This window comes from Streptomyces sp. NPDC045967 (assembly GCF_056430495.1).
On record NZ_JBWKLE010000002.1, the window covers coordinates 1 to 20,156 of the forward strand.

Genomic DNA, 20,156 nt, shown 5'->3' on the forward strand with positions numbered 1-20,156 from the left:
GGCACGGCACCTCGCCGCGTTGTCGGACCGCGCAAGTACGTCCAGTACGAGCCGCGCCCCTCCGCCTTGCGATGCACCGCACCGGACACCGCGACACGGCAAACCTTTCCGGCCACAGCACTAGGCGGGGTTCTGGTTCGACAGGGCCACCGACAGTTCGGCCGCGACACCCTGGAGGATGGGGACGATCGAGTCGGTCAGCGCCTCGGTGACCCGGCCGGCCGGGCCCGAGATGGAGATGGCGGCGGCGGTCGGGGAGTTCGGCACCGACACGGCGAGGCAGCGGACTCCTATCTCCTGCTCGTTGTCGTCGACCGCGTAACCCGCCCGGCGGACCTGCTCCAGAGCGTCGAGGAAGCCCTCGGGAGTGGTGATCGTCTTCTCGGTGGCCGCGGGCATCCCGGTGCGGGCCAGCAGCGCCCGCACCTCCTCGGCGGGGGTGTGGGCGAGCAGCGCCTTGCCCACGCCGGTGGAGTGCGGGAGCACCCGGCGGCCGACTTCGGTGAACATGCGCATGGAGTGCTTGGACGGCACCTGCGCGACGTAGACGATCTCGTCCCCGTCGAGCAGGGCCATGTTCGCCGTCTCCCCGGTCTCCTCGACCAGGCGGGCCAGGTAGGGCCGGGCCCAGGTGCCCAGCAGCCGCGACGCGGACTCGCCGAGCCGGATCAGGCGCGGCCCGAGGGAGTACCGTCGGTTGGGCTGCTGGCGGACATAGCCGCACGCCACCAGGGTGCGCATGAGACGGTGGATCGTCGGCAGCGGCAGCCCGCTGGCGGCGGAGAGTTCGCTGAGGCCAACCTCACCCCCGGCGTCGGCCATGCGTTCGAGCAGATCGAAGGCGCGCTCAAGGGACTGGACGCCACCGCTGGCGGCGGTGGACTTGGCGGAAGCGTCGGTGGTGCTGGCGCTGGACGTCGGCACGGCGCGGTCCTTTCGGTGCTGGCAGGCAAGGAAGCAGCCTACCGGTCGGTCGGCATCGGCCCTAGTGCAGGGCGGCGCCGTCCCCGCCGGTCAGAGACGGTTTGTCCGGGTGGCGGACGTCTCCGGGAAGTTACCTTCCCGTCCCTCGGTGGTGGTAGCTACATTCTGTATAGCGAAATCTTAATTCCATCTTGTGGAAACATCCAATCGAGGTGAGAGCGGGTCAGCGGTCCGTCCGGGCGCTCTTGACTGCTTCTCGATCGAGGTGAAGACTCCGTCAACAGAACGTTGAATTTCGCTCTGTGGAAGTAGATGGGGAGGTTCCGGTGTCCGACGTGGCTGTGGAACTGGTACTGCGCTCGACGCGCGTCATCACCCCCGAGGGGACGCGCGCCGCCTCGGTGGCCGTCGCCGGCGGGAAGATCACGGCCGTGCTGGCACACGACGCCGAGGTACCGGCCGGAGCCCGGCTGGAGGACTTCGGCGACGACGTCCTGCTCCCCGGCCTGGTCGACACCCACGTCCACGTCAACGACCCGGGCCGCACCGAGTGGGAAGGCTTCTGGACCGCGACCCGCGCCGCGGCGGCCGGCGGCATCACCACCATCCTCGACATGCCGCTGAACTCCCTGCCGCCCACCACGACCACCGACAACCTGCGCGTCAAGCAGGAGGTCGCCCGCGCCAAGGCGCACGTGGACGTCGGTTTCTGGGGCGGCGCCCTGCCGGACAACGTCAAGGACCTGCGCCCGCTGCACGACGCCGGCGTCTACGGCTTCAAGTGCTTCCTGTCCCCCTCGGGCGTGGAGGAGTTCCCCGAGCTCGACCAGGAGCAGCTCGCCGCCTCCCTCGCGGAGATCACCGGCTTCGGCGGCCTGATGATCGTGCACGCCGAGGACCCGCACCACCTGGACTCCGCACCGCAGAACCCGGGCCCCAAGTACGCCGACTTCCTCGCCTCGCGGCCGCGCGACGCCGAGAACACCGCGATCGAGAACCTGATCGCCCAGGCCAAGCGGCTGAACGCCCGCGTCCACGTCCTGCACCTGTCCTCCTCCGACGCGCTGCCGCTGATCGCCGCCGCCAAGGCCGAGGGCGTCCGGATCACCGTCGAGTCCTGCCCGCACTTCCTCACCCTGACGGCCGAGGAAGTCCCCGACGGAGCCACCGAGTTCAAGTGCTGCCCGCCGATCCGCGAGGCCGCCAACCAGGACCTGCTGTGGGACGCGCTCGCCGACGGCACGATCGACTGCATCGTCTCCGACCACTCGCCCTCCACGGCGGACCTCAAGACCGGCGACTTCGCCACCGCGTGGGGCGGCATCTCCTCCCTCCAGCTGGGCCTGCCCGCGATCTGGACCGAGGCGCGCCGCCGCGGCCGCAGCCTCGAGGACGTCGTGCGCTGGATGTCCGCCGCGCCCGCCGCCCTCGCCGGACTGTCCCGGAAGGGCGCCATCGAGGTGGGGCGCGACGCCGACTTCGCCGTCGTGGCCCCGGAAGAAACGTTCACCGTGGATCCGGCCGAACTCCACCACCGCAACCGGATCACGGCGTACGCGGGCAAGACCCTGCACGGCGTCGTGAAGTCCACCTGGCTGCGCGGTACGAAGATCGCCGACCACGGCACCCCGACCGAGCCCACGGGCCTCCTCCTCGAAAGGCAGAACTGACAGTGGCACAGCGTTCAGCTGGACTGGCTTCCTTCACCGGTAACGCGAACCCGTACGGGGGCGGCGACCCGTACGCGGACTACCGCACCGCGGACTTCCCGTTCACCCAGTACGCGAACCTCGCCGCCCGTGAGCTGGGTGCCGGTGTCATCGCCGCCAACGACGAGTTCTTCGCCCAGCGCGAGAACCTGCTCATCGCCGAGGCCGCGCACTTCGACCCCGAGCACTTCGGCCACAAGGGCAAGATCATGGACGGCTGGGAGACCCGCCGCCGCCGCGGTGTCTCCGCGACGCAGCCCTGGCCCACCGCCGAGGACCACGACTGGGCGCTCGTACGCCTCGGCGCTCCCGGCGTCATCCGCGGGATCGTCGTGGACACCGCCCACTTCCGCGGCAACATGCCGCAGGCCGTCTCCATCGAGGGCACCGCCTGGGACGGCGCCCTCGCGCCCACCCCGGAGGAGCTCCTCGCCGACGACGTGAAGTGGACCGTGCTCGTCCCGCGCACCCCGGTCGGCGGCCACGCGGCCAACGGCTTCGAGGTGACCGCCGAGCAGCGCTTCACGCACCTGCGCGTCAACCAGCACCCGGACGGCGGCATCGCCCGCCTGCGCGTCTACGGCGAGGTCGTCCCGGACCCGGCGTGGCTCGCCACGCTCGGCACCTTCGACGTCGTCGCGCTCGAGAACGGCGGCTCCGTCCAGGACGCGTCCAACCGCTTCTACTCCCCGCCGACCAACACCATCAACCCGGGTCGCTCCCGCAAGATGGACGACGGCTGGGAGACCGCCCGCCGCCGCGACAACGGCAACGACTGGATCCGCTACCAGCTCGTCGCGGAGTCCGAGATCCGCGCCGTCGAGATCGACACGGCGTACCTGAAGGGCAACTCCGCGGGCTGGGCCTCCCTCTCCGTCAAGACCGGTGAGGAGGGCGAGTGGACGGAGTTCCTGCCGCGCACCCGCCTCCAGCCCGACACCAACCACCGCTTCGTGCTGGACACCCCGGCGGTCGGCACCCACGTGCGGATCGACATCTTCCCGGACGGCGGCTTCTCCCGCCTGCGCCTGCACGGCTCCCTCACGGAGGCCGGCGCCGCCGCGCACGCCGCCCGCCACCAGGAACTGGGCGCCTAGGCCCTGCCGTCGAAGTCCCGCCTGGCCCGCGGCGCCCGGACCTGGTGCCGTGACCGCAGGGGCGCACCGCATGCCGGTGCGCCCCTGCGCGGTTTGCCCGTCGGCCGTGGGGCGTCCGCGGAACCGGGAGGCCGGGCAGTGGCACGGGGCCGGCCTGCCCGGTCTGGCTTCCGGCGCGGCCCGGCCCGCACCGGAAGGCCTGCGGGGGTTACGCGGCGTGGCCGCCGTCGACGGCGAACTCGGCGCCGGTGACGTACGTCGCGTCCGGTCCCGCGAGGAACGACACCAGGGCCGCCACCTCGTGCGGGGCGCCGAAGCGGCCGAGGGCCGTCAGCGCGGCCTGCGGTCCGGCGTAGGGCCCGTCGACCGGGTTCATGTCGGTGTCCACCGGCCCCGGGTGCACGAGGTTCGCGGTGATGCCGCGTCCGCCGAGCTCCCGCGCCAGGGCCTTCGTCAGCCCGATCAGCGCCGACTTGCTCATCGCGTACAGCGTGCCGCCCGGGCCGGGGACCCGCTGGGCCATGCAGCTGCCGATGGTGATGATCCGGCCACCGGGGCCCATCCGTCCGGCAGCCGCCCGCGCCGTCAGGAAGACGCCCCGGACGTTGACCGCGAGCACCCGGTCCACATCGGCCGGGGTCAGCCCGTCCAGGGGGCCGAGCACGCCCACCCCCGCGTTGCCGACCAGGACGTCGATCCGCCCGAAGGCGTCTACGGCCGCCTCCACCGCCGCCGCGCCGCCGTCCGCCGCGCCCGCGTCGGCCCGTACGGCCATCGCGCGCCGCCCGAGCGCCTCGGCCCCGCCGACGACCTCCTCGGCAGCCCGCGCGTCCTCGACGTACGTGACCACGACGTCGAACCCGTCCTGCGCGAGCCTCAGCGCGGTCGCCGCCCCGATACCGCGGCTGCCCCCGGTGACCAGCGCCACCGGGCCTCCGGCGCCACCCGTCACACCTGTCACGCCCGTCACGCTCTTCACGTCCACCGCGTCCATCCCGCCCGTCGCATCCATGCCGTCCTCATCTCATCCGTCGCATTGGTTTCGCCTTCAATGAAATCGCCGCGGACGGGCGTCCGCTGGCGGGAATCGGACGTGGCGTTCCGCGCGCGCCGCAGCGCCGGGTTTCCGGCGGCCCGGGAGTCTGGAACCGCTTAACAACGACCGAGCCGGGAGTGCCATCCATGGGCAAGCTGACCCTCACCACCTTCCTGTCCGTCGACGGCGTGATGCAGGCGCCCGGCGGACCCGGGGAGGACACCAGCGGCGGGTTCGAGTACGGCGGCTGGGTGGTGCCCCACGCCGACGAGGGGATGGGGGAGTTCGTCACCGAGGTCTTCGGCCGGGCCGGGGCGTTCCTGCTCGGGCGCAGGACGTACGAGATCTTCGCCGCGTACTGGCCGCTGCACGACGACCCCGCCGACCCGGTCGCGGCGCAGCTCAACCGGCTGCCGAAGTACGTGGCCTCGACCACCCTCGCGCAGCCCGCCTGGGGGCCGGCCACCGTGCTCGACGGCGAGCACCTCCAGAGCGAGGTCGTCCGGGTCAAGGACCGCCTGGAGGGGGAGCTCCAGGTGCACGGCAGCGGCCGGCTCGCGCAGTGGCTGCTCGCGCGGGATCTGGTGGAGGAACTGAACCTGCTGGTCTTCCCGGTGTATCTGGGCGCGGGCCGACGGCTGTTCCCGACCGGCGGGCTGCCGACGGCCTTCGAGCTGACCGGCTCGCGCACGACGTCCACCGGCATCGCCGTCCACACCTACCGGCCGAGGGGACGCGCCACCTTCGGCACGTTCGGGGAATAGGTCCCGCGGGCGAAGTGGCGTCGCGGGCCGGGGGCCACTTCGACGACAGGCCCCGGCTTCACCTCAGCGCCGGTCCAGGGCCAGTTGGACCACGCGGCCCTCGCGCAGGACGAGCAGATCGGGGGACTCGTGCTCGTAGTGGCGGATGCGGCCGACCGGGCCGGGCGGGCGGATGTGGGGCGCCAGGAGCAGCAGGAGGTCCTCGAGGTCCGGCAACTGCTCCGCGTGGATCTCCTGGCGGCTGGTCAGGGCCCAGCCGCCGCGCTCGTCCGGCCCGAAGGCGCCGACGAGCATGCCGCCGACGCGCCACGCCGGGCCCCGCGTGCCGAGGAGTCCCCCCGGCACCAGCTGCCGCCGGAGCTCGGCGACCACGGTGTCCGGGGTGGCCTCGACCAGGTTGAAGGCCAGGTCCAGGGCATAGAGATCAGCCATGTGCCCGATGCTACGGGGCCGGTCTGACAAGCCGGCAAATGGCTCGACGGGCAAGATCGGCTCCGGTACGTTGGCCCCGCACGCGTGCGAGCCGCCGACGTCTCCACTCCTTCCGGACCGTCGGAGACCGCCCTGTGACCACGACCTCGCCCGCCCTCGGAGCCGGCCCCGCCGCCCCGGGCGCCGGAGGCGGCGGCCCCGGCGGCGCTCCCGCCGGCGCCGCCCGCAGCGCCCCCGGCCGCGCCGTCTGGCTCGCCGACCTGCCCGTCCTGGCGGTCGCCGTCGTATGGGGCGGCAGCTATCTCGCGGCCAAGGGCATCACCACCCCGCAGACCGTGATCGGCGTGCTCGTCCTGCGCTTCGCGCTCGTGCTGCCCGTGCTGGTCGTCGCCGGGTGGCGCCGACTGCGCGCGCTGACCCCCGCCCAGCTGCGCGGCGCCGGGCTGCTGGGCCTGGTACTCGGCGGGATCTTCCTGCTGGAGACCTACGGGGTCGTCCACACCTCCGCCACCAACGCCGGGCTGATCATCAGCCTGACCATGATCTTCACACCGCTCGCCGAGGCGGCCGTGCGGCGGCGCATGCCCTCCGGCACCTTCCTCGCGGCCGCGGCCGTCTCCGTCACCGGCGTCGTCCTGCTCACCCAGGGCGGCGGCTTCACCGCCCCCGGCGCCGGCGACCTGCTGATGCTCGGCGCCGCCGTCGTACGGACCCTGCACGTGATGATGCAGGCCCGGGCCAAGGCCCTCCAGGACGCCGACGCGCTCTCCCTCACCACCGTGCAGCTCGGCAGCTCGCTCCTCGTCTTCGCGGCCCTGGCCGCCCTGCCCGGCACCGGGGCCGGCCCCTGGGAGACCGCCGCCGGCTTCGGGCCCGCCGAGTGGGCCGGGCTGGTCTTCCTCTCCGTGCTGTGCACGCTCTTCGCGTTCTTCGTGCAGATGTGGGCCGTCCGCCGCACCTCGCCCTCACGCGTCAGCCTGCTGCTCGGCACCGAGCCGCTGTGGGCGGCCGCGGCCGGCATCGCCATCGGCGGCGAACACCTCGGGCCCGGCGGCCTCGCGGGCGCCGCCCTGGTCCTCGCCGGGACCGCATGGGGGCGCCGCGCCGTCGGCTGATTGTCCGGATCCGCTCCCCGTCCGGGGCGAACGGCGGCCCTAAGGTGGCCCGATGGCCACCCGCTCACCGATCCGGGAGGTCCGGGAGCTCCTCCGGCCGGACCCGGCGCCCCTCGCGGCGCGACAGCTCGCACGCCTCCGCGACCCGGAACGCGGCGAGCGCCTCCCGGCCGTCGCACGGGTTGGGGCCCTCACCGCGGACCAGGCGCACGAAGGCCGCCAGCTCCGCCTCGTAGGCCGGGGAGAACCTCTCCAGGAACCCCGTCCACGGCTTGCTCGCCGGGGGCGGGCCCTGCGGCTCGGTCGAGGCGATCGGCGTCCGGTCGTCCAGGCCCACGGAGACCTGGTCCAGCTCCCCGGCCAGCTCCATCCGCACGTCGTACCCCGCGCCGTTGCACCGCGTCCCGGTCGCCGTGACCAGCGTGCCGTCGTCCAGCGTGAGCACGGCCGCGGCGGTGTCGATGTCACCGGCCTCCCGGAACAGCGCCGGTCCCGCGTCGGAGCCGGTGGCGTACACCTCGCGCACCTCGTGGCCGGTGACCCAGCGGACCATGTCGAAGTCGTGCACCAGGCAGTCCCGGTACAGCCCGCCGGAGGACGGCAGGTAGGCGGGCGGCGGCGGGGCCGGGTCGGCCGTCATCGTCCGTACGGTGTGCAGCCGGCCCAGGACGCCCGAGCGGACCAGCTCCCGCGCCGTGCGGTAGCCCGCGTCGAAGCGGCGCATGAACCCCACCTGGAGGACGCCGCCGGCCGCCTCCACCTCCCGCAGCACGGTCAGGGTCCGGGCCAGGTCCGGCGCCAGCGGCTTCTCGCAGAACACCGGCAGCCCGCCGCGCACCGCCCGTACGACGAGCTCGGCGTGCCCCTCCGTGGCGCAGGCCACCACCACCGCGTCCACGCCCCAGGTGAAGACCTGCTCCACCGAGGGCGCGGCGGTCGCCCCGAGCCGGTCGGCCAGGCGCGCCGCCCGCGCGGGATCGGCGTCGGCGAGCAGGAGCGAGCCCGCGTCCGGGTGGCGGGCGAGCGCCGCCCCGTGGAAGGACCCGATCCGGCCCGTTCCGATGAGCCCGATGCGCATGCACTCAACCTGACCCCGTACGGGGGACCTGTCAATCTGCCCGGGCCTGCCCCGATGGGCCTGCATGGTCCGCTGTGGCGGATACTGAGCGGCTGGAACCGGAATGACCGCATTGGTGACGAGGGAAGGGCACGGCGACGTGGCTAGGGTTCGGACAGGGGTACGCGTCGTGGGCGCCGTGCTCGCGGCGGTACTGGGAGCCTCGCTCGCGGGCTGCAGCAGTACCGGCGGCAAGCGCGCCGAAGAGCGGGCGAAGGCCGCCGAGGCGGGCCGGGCGGCCGTCTCCACCCCGCGCTGGACCTTCGCGATGGTCACGCACGCGGGTGACGGGGACACCTTCTGGGACATCGTCCAGAAGGGCGCCAAGGAGGCCGCGGCGAAGGACAACATCAACTTCGTCTATGCCCACGACGACCAGGCGCAGCAGCAGGCGCAGTTCGTGCAGAACGCCATCGACCAGAAGGTCGACGGGATCATCGTCAGCCTGGCGAAGCCGGACGCGCTCAAGGACGTCGTCGCCAAGGCGGTCAAGGCCGGTATCCCCGTGGTCACCGTGAACTCCGGCTCCGCCCAGTCCGCCGCGTACGGGGCGCTCACCCACATCGGCCAGGACGAGACGATCGCCGGCGAGGCGGTCGGCACCGAGCTGTCCGGGCGCGGCCGCAAGAAGGTCGTCTGCGTGCTGCACGAGCAGGGCAACGTGGGCCACGAGCAGCGCTGCGCCGGGGCGAAGAAGACCTTCTCCGGCACCCTGGAGAACCTGTACGTCGAGGGCACCAACATGCCGTCCGTGCAGGCCGCCATCCAGGCGAAGCTCCAGGCGGACCCGTCCGTCGACGCCGTCCTCACCCTCGGCGCCCCCTTCGCCCCCACGGCCGTCAAGGCCAAGGAGGCGGCCGGCAGCAAGGCCGAGGTGGACACCTTCGACCTCAACGAGTCCGTCGCCCGCGACCTGAAGTCCGGGGCCCTCGGCTTCGCCGTCGACCAGCAGCCGTTCCTGCAGGGATACGAGGCCGTCGACCTGCTCTGGCTCTACCGCTACAACGCCGACACCCTCGGCGGCGGCCGCCCGGTGCTCACCGGTCCGCAGATCGTCACCGGGGCCGAGGCCGCCACGCTGGAGGAGTTCATCAAGCGGGGCAGCCGATGAGCGCGTCCGCCACCGTGGACGAGCGGCTCGCACCCGCCTCCCTGGTCCGCAGGCTGCTGGGCCGCCCGGAGCTGGGAGCCGTCGTCGGCGCGGCCGCCGTCTTCGTCTTCTTCTCCTTCGCGGCCGACAGCTTCCTGCGGGCGTCCAGCCTCAGCACGGTCCTGTACTCCGCCTCCACCATCGGGATCATGGCCGTCCCGGTGGCCCTGCTGATGATCGGCGGCGAGTTCGACCTGTCGGCCGGCGTCATGGTCACCACGTCGGCGCTGGTCAGCTCGATGTTCAGCTACCAGATGACCGCCGACGTCTGGGTCGGCGTCCTGGTGTCGCTCCTGGTCACCCTGGCCATCGGCTTCTTCAACGGGTTCCTGCTGACCCGTACCCGGCTGCCCAGCTTCATCATCACGCTCGGCACGTTCCTGATGCTGACCGGCCTGAACCTCGGTTTCACCAAGCTCATCAGCGGTTCGGTCTCCACCAAGACGATCGCCGACATGGAGGGCTTCTCCTCCGCGCGCGCCCTGTTCGCCTCGCAGTGGACCATCGGCGCGGTCACCCTGAAGGTCACCGTCCTGTGGTGGCTGGCCCTGGTCGCCGTGGCCACCTGGATCCTGCTGCGCACCCGCGCCGGCAACTGGATCTTCGCGGTGGGCGGCGGGGCCGACGCGGCCCGCGCCACCGGCGTCCCCGTGGTCAAGACCCGGATCGGCCTCTACATGGGCGTGGCCCTGTGCGCCTGGATCTCCGGGCAGCACATCCTGTTCTCGTTCGACGTGGTCCAGTCGGGCGAGGGCGTCGGTAACGAGTTCCTCTACATCATCGCGGCCGTGATCGGCGGCTGCCTGATGACCGGCGGCTACGGCTCCGCCATCGGCTCGGCGGTCGGCGCCCTCATCTTCGGGATGGCGAGCAACGGCATCGTCTACGCCCAGTGGAACCCGGACTGGTTCAAGTTCTTCCTCGGCGCGATGCTGCTGCTCGCGACGCTGCTCAACGCATGGGTCCGCAAGCGGGCGGAGGCGAAGTGACCGTGAGCGTGACCGGAACGACCGTGCCCGGGGCCACCTCCCTGGTGAGGCTGACCGACGTCAGCAAGCACTACGGCAACATCCGCGCCCTCCACGGGGTCTCCCTGGAGGTCTCGGCCGGGGAGATCACCTGCGTCCTCGGCGACAACGGCGCGGGGAAGTCCACCCTCATCAAGATCATTTCGGGGCTGCACCAGCACGACGCCGGCTCCTTGGAGATCGAGGGCGAGGAGACCGTACTGGCCAATCCCCGGGCCGCCCTGGACCGGGGGATCGCCACCGTCTACCAGGACCTCGCCGTCGTCCCGCTGATGCCCGTCTGGCGCAACTTCTTCCTCGGCTCCGAGCCGACCCGGGGCCGCGGGCCACTGCGCCGCCTCGACGTGCGGTTCATGCGCGAGACCACGCGCACCGAGCTGCTGCGCATGGGCATCGACCTGCGCGACGTCGACCAGCCGATCGGCACCCTGTCCGGCGGTGAACGGCAGTGCGTCGCCATCGCCCGGGCCGTGTACTTCGGAGCCAAGGTGCTCGTCCTGGACGAGCCCACGGCCGCCCTCGGCGTGAAGCAGTCCGGGGTGGTCCTCAAGTACGTCGCCGCCGCCCGCGACGCGGGCCTCGGCGTGGTGCTGATCACCCACAACCCGCACCACGCCCACCTGGTCGGCGACCGGTTCGTGCTGCTCAAGCGGGGCGCCATGGCGGGCAGCCACACCCGCGACTCGATCACCCTGGACGAGCTCACCCGGCAGATGGCGGGCGGCTCGGAGCTGGACGAGCTGAGCCACGAACTGGAGCGGGTGGCAGAATCGGCTCCGGACCCCGCGTCCGGTTCCGCTTCCGCCGCCTGCGACCCCACCGCGACCTCCGACCCCTCCGCTGCCCCCGCCGCATCCCATCCGTCCGACGCCGACAGGAACGACACGACTCGATGAGCACGTACCGGGACTTCACGCTCGCCCACCGGGGGGCGGCGCGGGGCACCGTGCTGCGGACCATCGGGAGCCGTGAGCGCCGGTCCCACCTGACCGCCCCGCGGGTCCCCACCGTCGGCATCGACATCGGCGGCACCAAGGTGATGGCCGGGGTGGTCGACGCGGACGGCGTCATCCTGGAGAAGATCCGCACCGAGACCCCGGACAAGTCCAAGAGCCCCAAGGTCGTCGAGGACACCATCGTCGAGCTGGTGCTGGACCTCTCCGACCGGCACGACGTGCACGCCGTGGGCATCGGCGCCGCCGGCTGGGTCGACGCCGACCGCTCCCGCGTCCTGTTCGCCCCCCACCTCGCCTGGCGCGACGAGCCGCTGCGCGACGCCCTGCAGTCCCGGCTCGTGGTCCCGGTCATGGTCGACAACGATGCCAACACCGCCGCCTGGGCGGAATGGCGCTTCGGGGCCGGGCGCGGCGAGGACCACCTGGTGATGATCACCCTCGGCACCGGCATCGGCGGGGCGATCCTCGAGGGCGGCCAGGTCAAGCGGGGCCGGTACGGGGTCGCCGGCGAGTTCGGGCACATGCAGGTCGTCCCCGGCGGCCACCGCTGCCCGTGCGGCAACCGCGGCTGCTGGGAGCAGTACAGCTCGGGCAACGCCCTGGTCCGCGAGGCACGCGAGCTCGCCGCCGCCGACTCGCCGGTCGCCCACAACATCATCGCCCGGGTCGGCGGCAACGTCGCCGAGATCACCGGGCCGCTCATCACGGAGCTGGCCCGCGAGGGCGACGCCATGTGCGTGGAGCTCCTGCAGGACATCGGCCAGTGGCTCGGCGTCGGCATCGCCAACCTGGCCGCAGCCCTCGACCCGTCCTGCTTCGTCATCGGCGGCGGCGTCAGCGCCGCCGACGACCTGCTGATCGGCCCGGCCCGCGACGCCTTCCGCCGGCACCTCACCGGCCGCGGCTACCGGCCCGAGGCGCGGATCGCCAAGGCGCAGCTCGGTCCGGAGGCGGGCATGGTCGGAGCCGCCGACCTGGCCCGGCTGGTCGCCCGCCGCTTCCGGCGCGCCACCCGGCGGCGCGTGGAGCGCTACGAACGGTACGAGCGCTATGTGCAGCAGCTGGGCCGCCGCGAGCCCAGCGGCCCCGCGGACACCAGCGGCCCCGCCGCCACCCCGGGTGCCACGGGCGCCGCGAACGCCACCGACACCACGGCCCGGAAGGACACGGAGCAGCAGTGAACCCGCCCTCCCTGCCCCGCCAGGCCCCGCCCCCCGACGGGGGCCCGCCGGCCACCGCCGAGGACCGCAGGCACGTCGTCAAGCGCCGCTGGATCACGGCCATCATCATCCTGCTGCTGATCGGCGTACCCGCGGGCTACCTGGCCGTCTCCACCCAGCAGAGCCGCGAGAGCGGCCGCGACAAGGCGGCCAGGGTCGGCGCGTCCCACGTGCGTCCGGGTTGGCCCTCCCGGGTGCAGCGCAGCATCTACGACGTCCCCATCCCGCCCAAGGCGTGGCGGGTCGGGTTCCTGGAGACCAACAACTGGCGCACGAGCCGGCTGTTCACTCAGTTCGCCGTGACCCCGGCGGACCTGGACGCCTTCCTGGCCGACCTCGGCACCAGCCGGGACGCGCTGCGCCCCGGCGTCGCGATCTCCCCGCACGACGCGGAGGTCGCCGGCTGGAGCTGGAGCCCCGCCGCCTCCTGGTACGAGACCACGGTGGAACAACCCGACCCGCGCCCCAGCCGGGACGTCACGGTCGACCTCACGGACCCCGAGCACCCCAAGGTCTACGTGGTGTCCACCACCACCCCGTAGGCCGGCTCCCGGAGCTAGCCTGGGGATCATGAAGCTCATCAAGCGGCTCCACTCCTGTGTCCAGCTGGAGAAGGACGGGCGCACGCTCGTCATCGACCCGGGTGCCTTCAGCGAACCGGACGCCGGCCTCGGGGCCGACGCCCTGCTGGTCACCCACGAGCACCCCGACCACTTCGACGAGGGCCGGCTGCGCGCCGCCCTCGACGCGAATCCGGCCGCCGCGCTGTGGACGCTGCGCAGCGTCGCCGACCGGCTCGCCCCGGCCTACCCGGGCCGCGTGCACACCGTCGGCCACGGCGACGCCTTCAGCGCCGCCGGGTTCGACGTGCAGGTGCACGGCGAGCTGCACGCCGTGATCCACCCGGACATCCCGCGGATCACCAACGTCGGCTATCTCGTCGACGGTTCGCTCTTCCACCCCGGAGACGCGCTGACCGTCCCGGGGGGACCGGTGGACACGCTGATGGTCCCCGTGCACGCCCCGTGGAACAAGGTCGCCGAGGTGATCGACTACCTGCGCGAGGTGAAACCGCGGCGCGCGATCGACATCCACGACGCCTACCTCTCCGACGTCGCCCGGCCCGTCTACGACACGGTGCTGGGCGCCCTGGGCGGCACCGAGCACGGCCGGCTCTCCGCCGGCGACGCCGCGGACCTGTGACCGTCGGTGCCGGGCGGTAGGTTGGGGCGCATGCGTATCGCCACCTACAACGTCAACTCCATCACCGCCCGGCTGCCGCGTCTGCTCGCCTGGCTGGAGAAGTCCGGCACGGACGTCCTGTGCGTCCAGGAGGCCAAGTGCACGGCGGAGCAGTTCCCGCACGCCGAGCTGCGGGAACTGGGCTACGAGTCGGCCGTCAACGCCACCGGCCGGTGGAACGGCGTCGCCATCGTCTCCAGGGTCGGTCTGGACGACGTCGTCACGGGCTTGCCGGGCGGACCGGACTACGAGGGCGTCCAGGAGCCCCGCGCGATCTCGGCCACCTGCGGCGGGGTCCGCCTCTGGTCGGTGTACGTTCCCAACGGCCGCGAGGTGGAGCACGACCACTACGGCTACAAGCTGAGCTGGTTCCGCTCCCTCACCGCCGCCGTCGCCGAGGACGCGGCCGGTCCCCGCCCCTTCGCGGTCCTCGGCGACTTCAACGTGGCCCCGACCGACGAGGACGTCTACGACCCGGCGGTCTTCGCCGGCTCCACGCACGTCACCCCCGCCGAGCGGGCCGCCCTGGAGGCACTGCGGGCGGCCGGCCTCTCCGACGTGCTGCCCCGCCCCCTGAAGTACGACCGGCCGTACACGTACTGGGACTACCGCCAGCTGGCCTTCCCCAAGAACCGGGGCATGCGGATCGACCTGGTGTACGGGAACGGGGCGTTCGGCAAGGCGGTCACCGACGCCTATGTCGACCGCGAGGAGCGCAAGGGCAAGGGGGCGTCCGACCACGCCCCGGTCGTCGTCGACCTGGACCTCGCCCCGGACCTCGGCCGTTAGGCGCGCCCTGTGGCCGACGGGCAATCCCGGTGCGACGCTGGGCGGTATGAACATCCCTTTCCTGGACAACTGGCTGAACCGGCACGAAACCCAGCAGCCCGCGGGTCTCGGCGCCGCCCTGGCCGATGATCCCGAGGGCGTCGCCGAGTTGTTCTCGGAGTGCGAGATGCTGCGCGTCCAGGCCAGGGCGGCCGGGCTCGAACTCGACGAGAGCCGGGTCTCCTTGGAGCAGCTCGACCAGCTGATGCCCCGCTGGCGGCGGGACCCCGAGATCGTGCCCTGGCTCGGCAACGACGCGGGCTTCTACCTGGGGACCGTGATCATCCGCACGATCCCCGGGGCCGCCTGGCAGGTGTGGCCCAACGGCCAGCCGGTGATCCGGCTGGCCTCCGGCCGCGAGGTGAACGTGATCGAGTCCGGGGTGTCCTGGGCGATGACCGGGTCCCCCGAGCTCAGCCAGGCGTACGCCGAAGCATCCGAAGGCTGACCGGGGGAAAGAGGTTTATGCGAGGTTTATGTCCCTTCAGGCGTGTCGAGGGAAAGCGCCCGCGCGGGCTGGATAGTTTGCGCAGACCTCGACACCGACAAGTGGGCAGGGCAGCGCATGGCCGTCGATCCGTTGATCGAGCTGCGGGACGTCAACAAGCACTTCGGGACGCTCCACGTCCTGCAGGACATCAACCTCACCGTCGGCCGCGGGGAGGTGGTGGTGATCATCGGCCCCTCCGGCTCCGGCAAATCGACCCTCTGCCGGGCGATCAACCGGCTGGAGACCATCGAATCGGGCACGATCCTGATCGACGGCCAACCCCTTCCCGCCGAGGGCAGGGAACTGGCCCACCTGCGCGCCGAGGTCGGGATGGTCTTCCAGTCCTTCAACCTCTTCGCGCACAAGACCGTCCTCGCCAACGTCTCGCTCGCCCAGATCAAGGTGCGCGGCCGGCGGCGCGAAGAGGCGGACAAGCGCTCCCGGGAACTGCTGGAACGCGTCGGCCTCGCCGACCAGGCCGCCAAGTTCCCCGCCCAGCTCTCCGGTGGGCAGCAGCAGCGCGTGGCCATCGCCCGCGCCCTCGCCATGAACCCCAAGGCCCTGCTGTTCGACGAGCCCACCTCGGCGCTCGACCCGGAGATGATCAACGAGGTGCTGGAGGTCATGCAGCAGCTCGCCGCGGAGGGCATGACCATGGTCGTGGTCACCCACGAGATGGGCTTCGCCCGCTCCGCCGCCCACAGCGTCGTGTTCATGGCCGACGGCAGGATCGTGGAGAACCGGACCCCGGAGGAGTTCTTCACCGCGCCCGAGAGCGCCCGGGCGCAGGACTTCCTCTCCAAGATCCTGAAGCACTGAGGGGGCCGCCCGATGATCGCGACCCGCGCTCTGGCCGTCCTCCTGATCGCCCTGGCCGCCGCCGGCTGCGGCAGATCCGGCAGCCCGCCGGTCAAGGGGCCGCAGCCGGAGGACCTGCCCGTCTACCAGGTCGACACCGGATTCCGGCTGCCCGGCTCCCGCACCTGGGAGAAGGCCGAGCGCCGCGGCCACCTGGTGGTCGGCGTCAAGGAGGACCAGCCCTACCTCGGCGAGAAGGACCCCTCCAGCGGCCGGTACTCCGGCTTCGACATCGAGATCGCCAAGATGCTGTCGGCCTCGCTCGGCTTCGACCCCGGGACGATCGAGTTCCGGACCATCGCCTCCGCCAACCGCGAGACGGCCCTGCAGAACGGCCAGATCGACTACTACGTCGGCACCTACACGATCAACGACAACCGCAAGAAGCAGGTCGGGTTCGCGGGCCCCTACTTCATGGCCGGGCAGTCGCTGCTGGTCCGCCGGGACGACGACGACATCAACGGACCGCAGGACCTCGCGGGCCGGAAGGTCTGCTCGGCCGCCGGCTCCACGCCCTACCAGCGGCTGCAGAGGGAGTTCCCCAAGGCGGTCCTCGTCGCCTACGACACCTACTCGGTCTGCGTGGACAACCTGCTCACCTACCAGGTCGACGCCGTCTCCACCGACGACTCCATCCTCCTCGGCTACGCGGCGAAGGTCCCCGAGGAGCTCAAGGTGGTCGGCGAGCCGTTCTCCGAGGAGCCCTACGGAATCGGCGTCCCCCGCGCCGACAACGCCCTGCGCTTCGCCCTCGACGACGCCCTGGAGGCCCAGGAGGAGAACGGCAACTGGAAGAAGGCGTACGAGGCGACGCTCGGCCTGTCCGGCGTGCCCGCCCCGACGCCGCCCCCCATCGACCGCTACCCGGCGAGCTGAAGGAGAGGGCACCGCCATGGACGTACTCACCGACAACTTCGCGCTCTACGGCAAGGGTTTCCTCGGCACCCTCGAACTGACCGTCTACGCCTCCCTGCTCGCCCTGGTCCTGGGCTTCCTCATGGCCTCCTTCCGGGTGGCCCCCGTCGGCTCCTTCCGGGTCTTCGGCACGGTCTGGGTCACGGTGCTGCGCAACACCCCGCTCACCCTGCTCTTCTTCGCGGTGCTGCTCGGCCTGCCCCGCTTCGGGCTGGTGCTGCCCTTCCAGGTCTTCGCCGTCCTGGCGCTGGGCTGCTACACCTCCGCGTTCATCTGCGAGGTGCTGCGCTCGGGCATCAACACCGTGCCCAAGGGGCAGGGCGAGGCGGCCCGCAGCCTCGGCATGACCTTCGGCCACACCCTCGGCTCGGTGGTCCTGCCGCAGGCGTTCCGCTCCGTCATCCCGCCCATCGGCTCCACGCTGATCGCACTCGCCAAGAACTCCGCGATCGCGGGCGCGTTCAGCGTCACCGAGCTGCTGGGCACCTACAAGAACCTCAACGAGCTGGGCTACAGCATCATCTGGACCTTCGTCTGGATCGCCGTGGGGTACCTGATCATCACCCTGTCCATCAGCGCGCTCTTCCACGTGCTGGAGAAGCGCTTCGGAGTCGCCCGATGACCGCGCACGCGCTCCACGGTGACGTGCAATCCACCGCCCTCTACGACATCCCGGGCCCGCGCGCCCGGCGCCGCCACCTCCTCTACGGGATCGCCTCGACCGTGGTGATCCTCGCGCTGGCCGGCTGGATCCTCTACCTCCTCTTCGACACCGACCAGTTCACCGCCGCTAAGTGGAGCCCGTTCACGTACGAGGGCATCCAGGAGTTGCTGCTCACCGGCCTGTGGAACACCCTGAAGGCGTTCCTCTACGCCGCGGTGCTCTCGCTGCTGCTCGGCGCGGTGCTGGCCACCGGCCGGCTCTCGGTGCACCGGCCGGTGCGCTGGCTGGCGACGCTGTGCGTGGAGTTCTTCCGGGCCATGCCGGTGCTGGTGATGATCTTCTTCATCTTCGTGGCGCTCAAGGTCCAGCCGCTGCCGGCGCTGGTGGCGGGGCTGACCCTCTACAACGGCTCGGTGCTCGCCGAGGTCTTCCGTACGGGCGTCAACGCGGTGGAGCGGGGCCAACGCGAAGCGGCGTACGCGCTGGGCCTGCGCAAGACCCAGGTGATGACCTACGTCCTCGCCCCGCAGGCCGTCCGGGCGATGCTGCCCACGATCATCAGCCAGCTGGTGGTGGCGCTGAAGGACACCTCGCTCGGATACCTGATCACCTATGAGGAGTTCCTGCACGCCGGCAAGTTGGTCGCCTCGAACCTCGACTACGACCTGCCGTTCATCCCCGTCGTGATGATCATTTCGCCGATCTACATCGGGATGTGCATGCTGCTCTCCTGGTTCGCCACCTGGGTGGCGCGCAAGGAGCGGCGCAACGTCAAGACCAGGGCGGTGGACGTGGGCCCGCCCGAGCCGGGAGTGGTGCTGCCGGGCCCGGGGTAGCCCCGCGGGGCGGGAGTGGACCCGCGGGCGCCCCGCCCGCCCGGCAGCAGCCGTGGATCACTGCTCGCGCAGCGGCACCGAGACGTAGCTGGGATCGGTGGCGGGCGAGGAGAAGGTCAGCTGTGCGCCGGCGGGATTGTGCTCGATGTAGAGCGGGTCCACGGTGTCGATGACGAGGGCGAGACGGTGGCCCCCGGGCACGTCGTAGGCGGTGGAGAACAGCTCCAGGTCCACCCCGAAGGGCTGCCCGGGGGTCTTGCCGTGGAAGCTGTACGGGGCGTTGCTGACGAGCTTGCCGATGCCGAGCGGGCCGACGTCGTACAGGTAGGCGACGAAGGTGCCGTCGCCCTTGGTGGGGGTGACGGTGGTGTGCAGCTTCACGGCGCCCCGGACGCGGCGCTCTGCCGCGTAGCGGTCGGACTGCCAGACGGCGGCGAAGGAGCGGGGGAGCAGCGGGATCGAGGCCGCCGGCGGCGCCTTGACGAACTGGTCCAGGACGTTGGACAGCAGCAGGATGCCGCCGTTGGCGCCGGAGTCGACGTTCGCGAAGAGGTGCTCGCTGTCCTTCAGGGCGAGCTTCTCGGTGCCCCCGGAGCCCACGGACTTCCAGTCGGGGTAACCCTCGTAGCCGTCGTCGCTCCGGGACTTCAGCTGGACCGGGGCCTCACCGTCCACCCCGTTGCGCTCGTCCTTGAGGTAGCGGTCGAACCAGCGGCGGGCGTTGGTCCAGGTGTCGTTGGGCAGGCCGAGCAGTCCGGTCCCCTCGGCGGTGGCGTGGTCGCCGGGCCGCAGTTCCAGGCGCTTGGGCCCGGTCAGCCGCTCGAAGAACCGCGTGTACTGGTTCGGCGGGAAGAGGGTGTCGCCCCATGCGTTGCCGAGGAAGACGGCCGTGCCGTTGGCGTTGAGCCGGTCCACCTGGAAGGCGACCGAGCGCTTCCTGCCCCACTCGATCATCTGCTCCTCCTTGTCCAGCCGGGAGCCGAGGAAGTCGCCGAGGACCTGCTGGAGTTCGGGGCCGGGGCGTCCGGTGAGGGAGCCGGCGGCGCCCAGCATGACGGCGGCCTGCAGGTGCTGGGTGCGCCCCGAGTAGATCGAGTCGATCAGGTCGGCCCAGCCGCTCATCGAGACGACCGCCTTGACGCGGGGGTCGTTCGCGGAGGCCAGCAGGCTGATGCCGGCGCCGTAGGAGACCCCGCCCAGGCCGATGCGGTCCGCGTCGGCGGGGGTGTTGGCCAGCGCCCAGTCGATGACGGCGGAGACGTCCGCGACGTCCGGGGGGCCGGCCACCTCGATCTGCCCGCCGGAGAGCCAGAAGCCGCGGGAGGTGTAACTCACCACGAAGTAGCCGGAGTCGGCGAGTTTCCTGGCCTGTGCGACGTATTCGATCTGCGGCATGGCCCAGCTGGTGGGCAGCACGATCAGCGGGTATCTCCGGCCGTCCTCGGCGGCCGACGGGGCGAACACGTTGCCCTTGAGGGTGATGCCGCCGGAGCCGGGGATGTCGTGGAAGGTCAGTCCCGAGGGGGCACCGGCCGTGGTCGCGGCGGGGGTGGCGGGAGCCGCCTGGGCCTGGTGGGGGGCCAGGCCCAGGGCGGCCGCCGCCAGCAGGGCCGCCACGGCTGCGGCGGTGGTGGTGCGGTGCATCGATCGCTCCTCGCGTACGCCGGGTCGTCAAAGTGACCCGACGGTAACGGGAGGGGGTTACTCGAGGTAACCCATCAGTAAGTTACGCACTGGTAACGATCGTGCGGTGGCCGGGAACGGGCGCTCTTGGA

General features: G+C 71.9%; 21 protein-coding genes. 16 read left to right on the plus strand and 5 right to left on the minus strand.

Annotated elements, in window-relative coordinates; all coding sequences use genetic code 11:
* Positions 1-120: 120 nt before the first annotated feature.
* Positions 121-924, minus strand: a complete 804-nt coding sequence (locus AC07FY_RS03865) for an IclR family transcriptional regulator (RefSeq protein WP_478999927.1) — start codon at positions 922-924, stop codon at positions 121-123.
* 335 nt (positions 925-1,259) lie between these two features.
* Between AC07FY_RS03865 and allB the strand changes: the two genes are divergently transcribed.
* Both allB and alc read left to right on the plus strand, forming a co-directional pair.
* Positions 1,260-2,594 (plus strand): allantoinase AllB, encoded by a 1,335-nt coding sequence (allB, locus tag AC07FY_RS03870; RefSeq protein WP_479001518.1) that lies wholly within the window; start codon positions 1,260-1,262, stop codon positions 2,592-2,594.
* A 2-nt stretch (positions 2,595-2,596) separates the two neighbouring features.
* On the plus strand, positions 2,597-3,730 hold the full coding sequence (alc, locus tag AC07FY_RS03875; protein ID WP_478999930.1) for an allantoicase: 1,134 nt from the start codon (positions 2,597-2,599) through the stop codon (positions 3,728-3,730).
* Between the two features lie 208 nt (positions 3,731-3,938).
* Here the strand turns inward: alc and AC07FY_RS03880 are convergent, their stop codons facing one another.
* The gene (locus AC07FY_RS03880; RefSeq protein WP_479001521.1) at positions 3,939-4,724 is read right to left on the minus strand and encodes an SDR family oxidoreductase; all 786 of its coding nucleotides are present in this window, start codon (positions 4,722-4,724) and stop codon (positions 3,939-3,941) included.
* A 188-nt stretch (positions 4,725-4,912) separates the two neighbouring features.
* Between AC07FY_RS03880 and AC07FY_RS03885 the strand changes: the two genes are divergently transcribed.
* Positions 4,913-5,530, plus strand: a complete 618-nt coding sequence (locus AC07FY_RS03885) for a dihydrofolate reductase family protein (RefSeq protein ID WP_478999933.1) — start codon at positions 4,913-4,915, stop codon at positions 5,528-5,530.
* A gap of 63 nt (positions 5,531-5,593) precedes the next feature.
* Here AC07FY_RS03885 and AC07FY_RS03890 read toward each other — a convergent pair whose 3' ends face one another.
* On the minus strand, positions 5,594-5,962 hold the full coding sequence (locus AC07FY_RS03890; protein ID WP_478999936.1) for a hypothetical protein: 369 nt from the start codon (positions 5,960-5,962) through the stop codon (positions 5,594-5,596).
* A gap of 260 nt (positions 5,963-6,222) precedes the next feature.
* On the opposite strand from AC07FY_RS03890, the gene AC07FY_RS03895 reads away from it, so the two are divergent.
* Complete coding sequence (locus AC07FY_RS03895; protein ID WP_479001523.1) at positions 6,223-7,077, plus strand: DMT family transporter; 855 nt, start codon at positions 6,223-6,225, stop codon at positions 7,075-7,077.
* Positions 7,078-7,141: 64 nt separating this feature from the next.
* Here AC07FY_RS03895 and AC07FY_RS03900 read toward each other — a convergent pair whose 3' ends face one another.
* The gene (locus AC07FY_RS03900; RefSeq protein ID WP_478999939.1) at positions 7,142-8,155 is read right to left on the minus strand and encodes a Gfo/Idh/MocA family protein; all 1,014 of its coding nucleotides are present in this window, start codon (positions 8,153-8,155) and stop codon (positions 7,142-7,144) included.
* 139 nt (positions 8,156-8,294) lie between these two features.
* Here AC07FY_RS03900 and AC07FY_RS03905 point away from each other — a divergent pair, with 139 nt between their 5' ends.
* The 12 genes from AC07FY_RS03905 to AC07FY_RS03960 all read left to right on the plus strand — a co-directional run bounded on the left by AC07FY_RS03905 (position 8,295) and on the right by AC07FY_RS03960 (position 18,381).
* Complete coding sequence (locus tag AC07FY_RS03905) at positions 8,295-9,305, plus strand: sugar ABC transporter substrate-binding protein (RefSeq protein WP_478999942.1); 1,011 nt, start codon at positions 8,295-8,297, stop codon at positions 9,303-9,305.
* Positions 9,302-10,333, plus strand: coding sequence for an ABC transporter permease (locus AC07FY_RS03910; RefSeq protein ID WP_478999945.1), 1,032 nt, complete (start codon positions 9,302-9,304; stop codon positions 10,331-10,333). Before AC07FY_RS03905 ends, AC07FY_RS03910 begins: the two co-directional genes overlap by 4 nt.
* Positions 10,303-11,268, plus strand: coding sequence for an ATP-binding cassette domain-containing protein (locus AC07FY_RS03915; RefSeq protein ID WP_478999948.1), 966 nt, complete (start codon positions 10,303-10,305; stop codon positions 11,266-11,268). Before AC07FY_RS03910 ends, AC07FY_RS03915 begins: the two co-directional genes overlap by 31 nt.
* Positions 11,265-12,509 (plus strand): ROK family glucokinase, encoded by a 1,245-nt coding sequence (locus AC07FY_RS03920; RefSeq protein ID WP_478999951.1) that lies wholly within the window; start codon positions 11,265-11,267, stop codon positions 12,507-12,509. The genes AC07FY_RS03915 and AC07FY_RS03920 overlap by 4 nt, the downstream gene beginning before the upstream one ends.
* Positions 12,506-13,090, plus strand: a complete 585-nt coding sequence (locus AC07FY_RS03925; protein WP_478999954.1) for a hypothetical protein — start codon at positions 12,506-12,508, stop codon at positions 13,088-13,090. The genes AC07FY_RS03920 and AC07FY_RS03925 overlap by 4 nt, the downstream gene beginning before the upstream one ends.
* Positions 13,091-13,118: 28 nt before the next feature.
* On the plus strand, positions 13,119-13,751 hold the full coding sequence (locus AC07FY_RS03930; protein WP_478999957.1) for an MBL fold metallo-hydrolase: 633 nt from the start codon (positions 13,119-13,121) through the stop codon (positions 13,749-13,751).
* 30 nt (positions 13,752-13,781) lie between these two features.
* Positions 13,782-14,579 (plus strand): exodeoxyribonuclease III, encoded by a 798-nt coding sequence (locus AC07FY_RS03935; RefSeq protein ID WP_478999960.1) that lies wholly within the window; start codon positions 13,782-13,784, stop codon positions 14,577-14,579.
* A 46-nt stretch (positions 14,580-14,625) separates the two neighbouring features.
* The gene (locus AC07FY_RS03940) at positions 14,626-15,066 is read left to right on the plus strand and encodes a DUF6278 family protein (RefSeq protein ID WP_478999963.1); all 441 of its coding nucleotides are present in this window, start codon (positions 14,626-14,628) and stop codon (positions 15,064-15,066) included.
* 117 nt (positions 15,067-15,183) lie between these two features.
* A complete protein-coding gene (locus tag AC07FY_RS03945; RefSeq protein ID WP_478999966.1) occupies positions 15,184-15,927 on the plus strand; it encodes an amino acid ABC transporter ATP-binding protein in 744 nt (247 codons plus the stop codon).
* A 12-nt stretch (positions 15,928-15,939) separates the two neighbouring features.
* Positions 15,940-16,842, plus strand: coding sequence for a glutamate ABC transporter substrate-binding protein (locus AC07FY_RS03950; RefSeq protein WP_478999969.1), 903 nt, complete (start codon positions 15,940-15,942; stop codon positions 16,840-16,842).
* 16 nt (positions 16,843-16,858) lie between these two features.
* Complete coding sequence (locus AC07FY_RS03955) at positions 16,859-17,503, plus strand: amino acid ABC transporter permease (protein ID WP_478999972.1); 645 nt, start codon at positions 16,859-16,861, stop codon at positions 17,501-17,503.
* Entirely contained in the window at positions 17,500-18,381 is an 882-nt protein-coding gene (locus AC07FY_RS03960; protein ID WP_478999975.1) for an amino acid ABC transporter permease, read from the plus strand. Before AC07FY_RS03955 ends, AC07FY_RS03960 begins: the two co-directional genes overlap by 4 nt.
* A gap of 57 nt (positions 18,382-18,438) precedes the next feature.
* Here the strand turns inward: AC07FY_RS03960 and AC07FY_RS03965 are convergent, their stop codons facing one another.
* Positions 18,439-20,025, minus strand: coding sequence for a CocE/NonD family hydrolase (locus AC07FY_RS03965; RefSeq protein WP_478999978.1), 1,587 nt, complete (start codon positions 20,023-20,025; stop codon positions 18,439-18,441).
* Positions 20,026-20,156 lie beyond the last annotated feature (131 nt).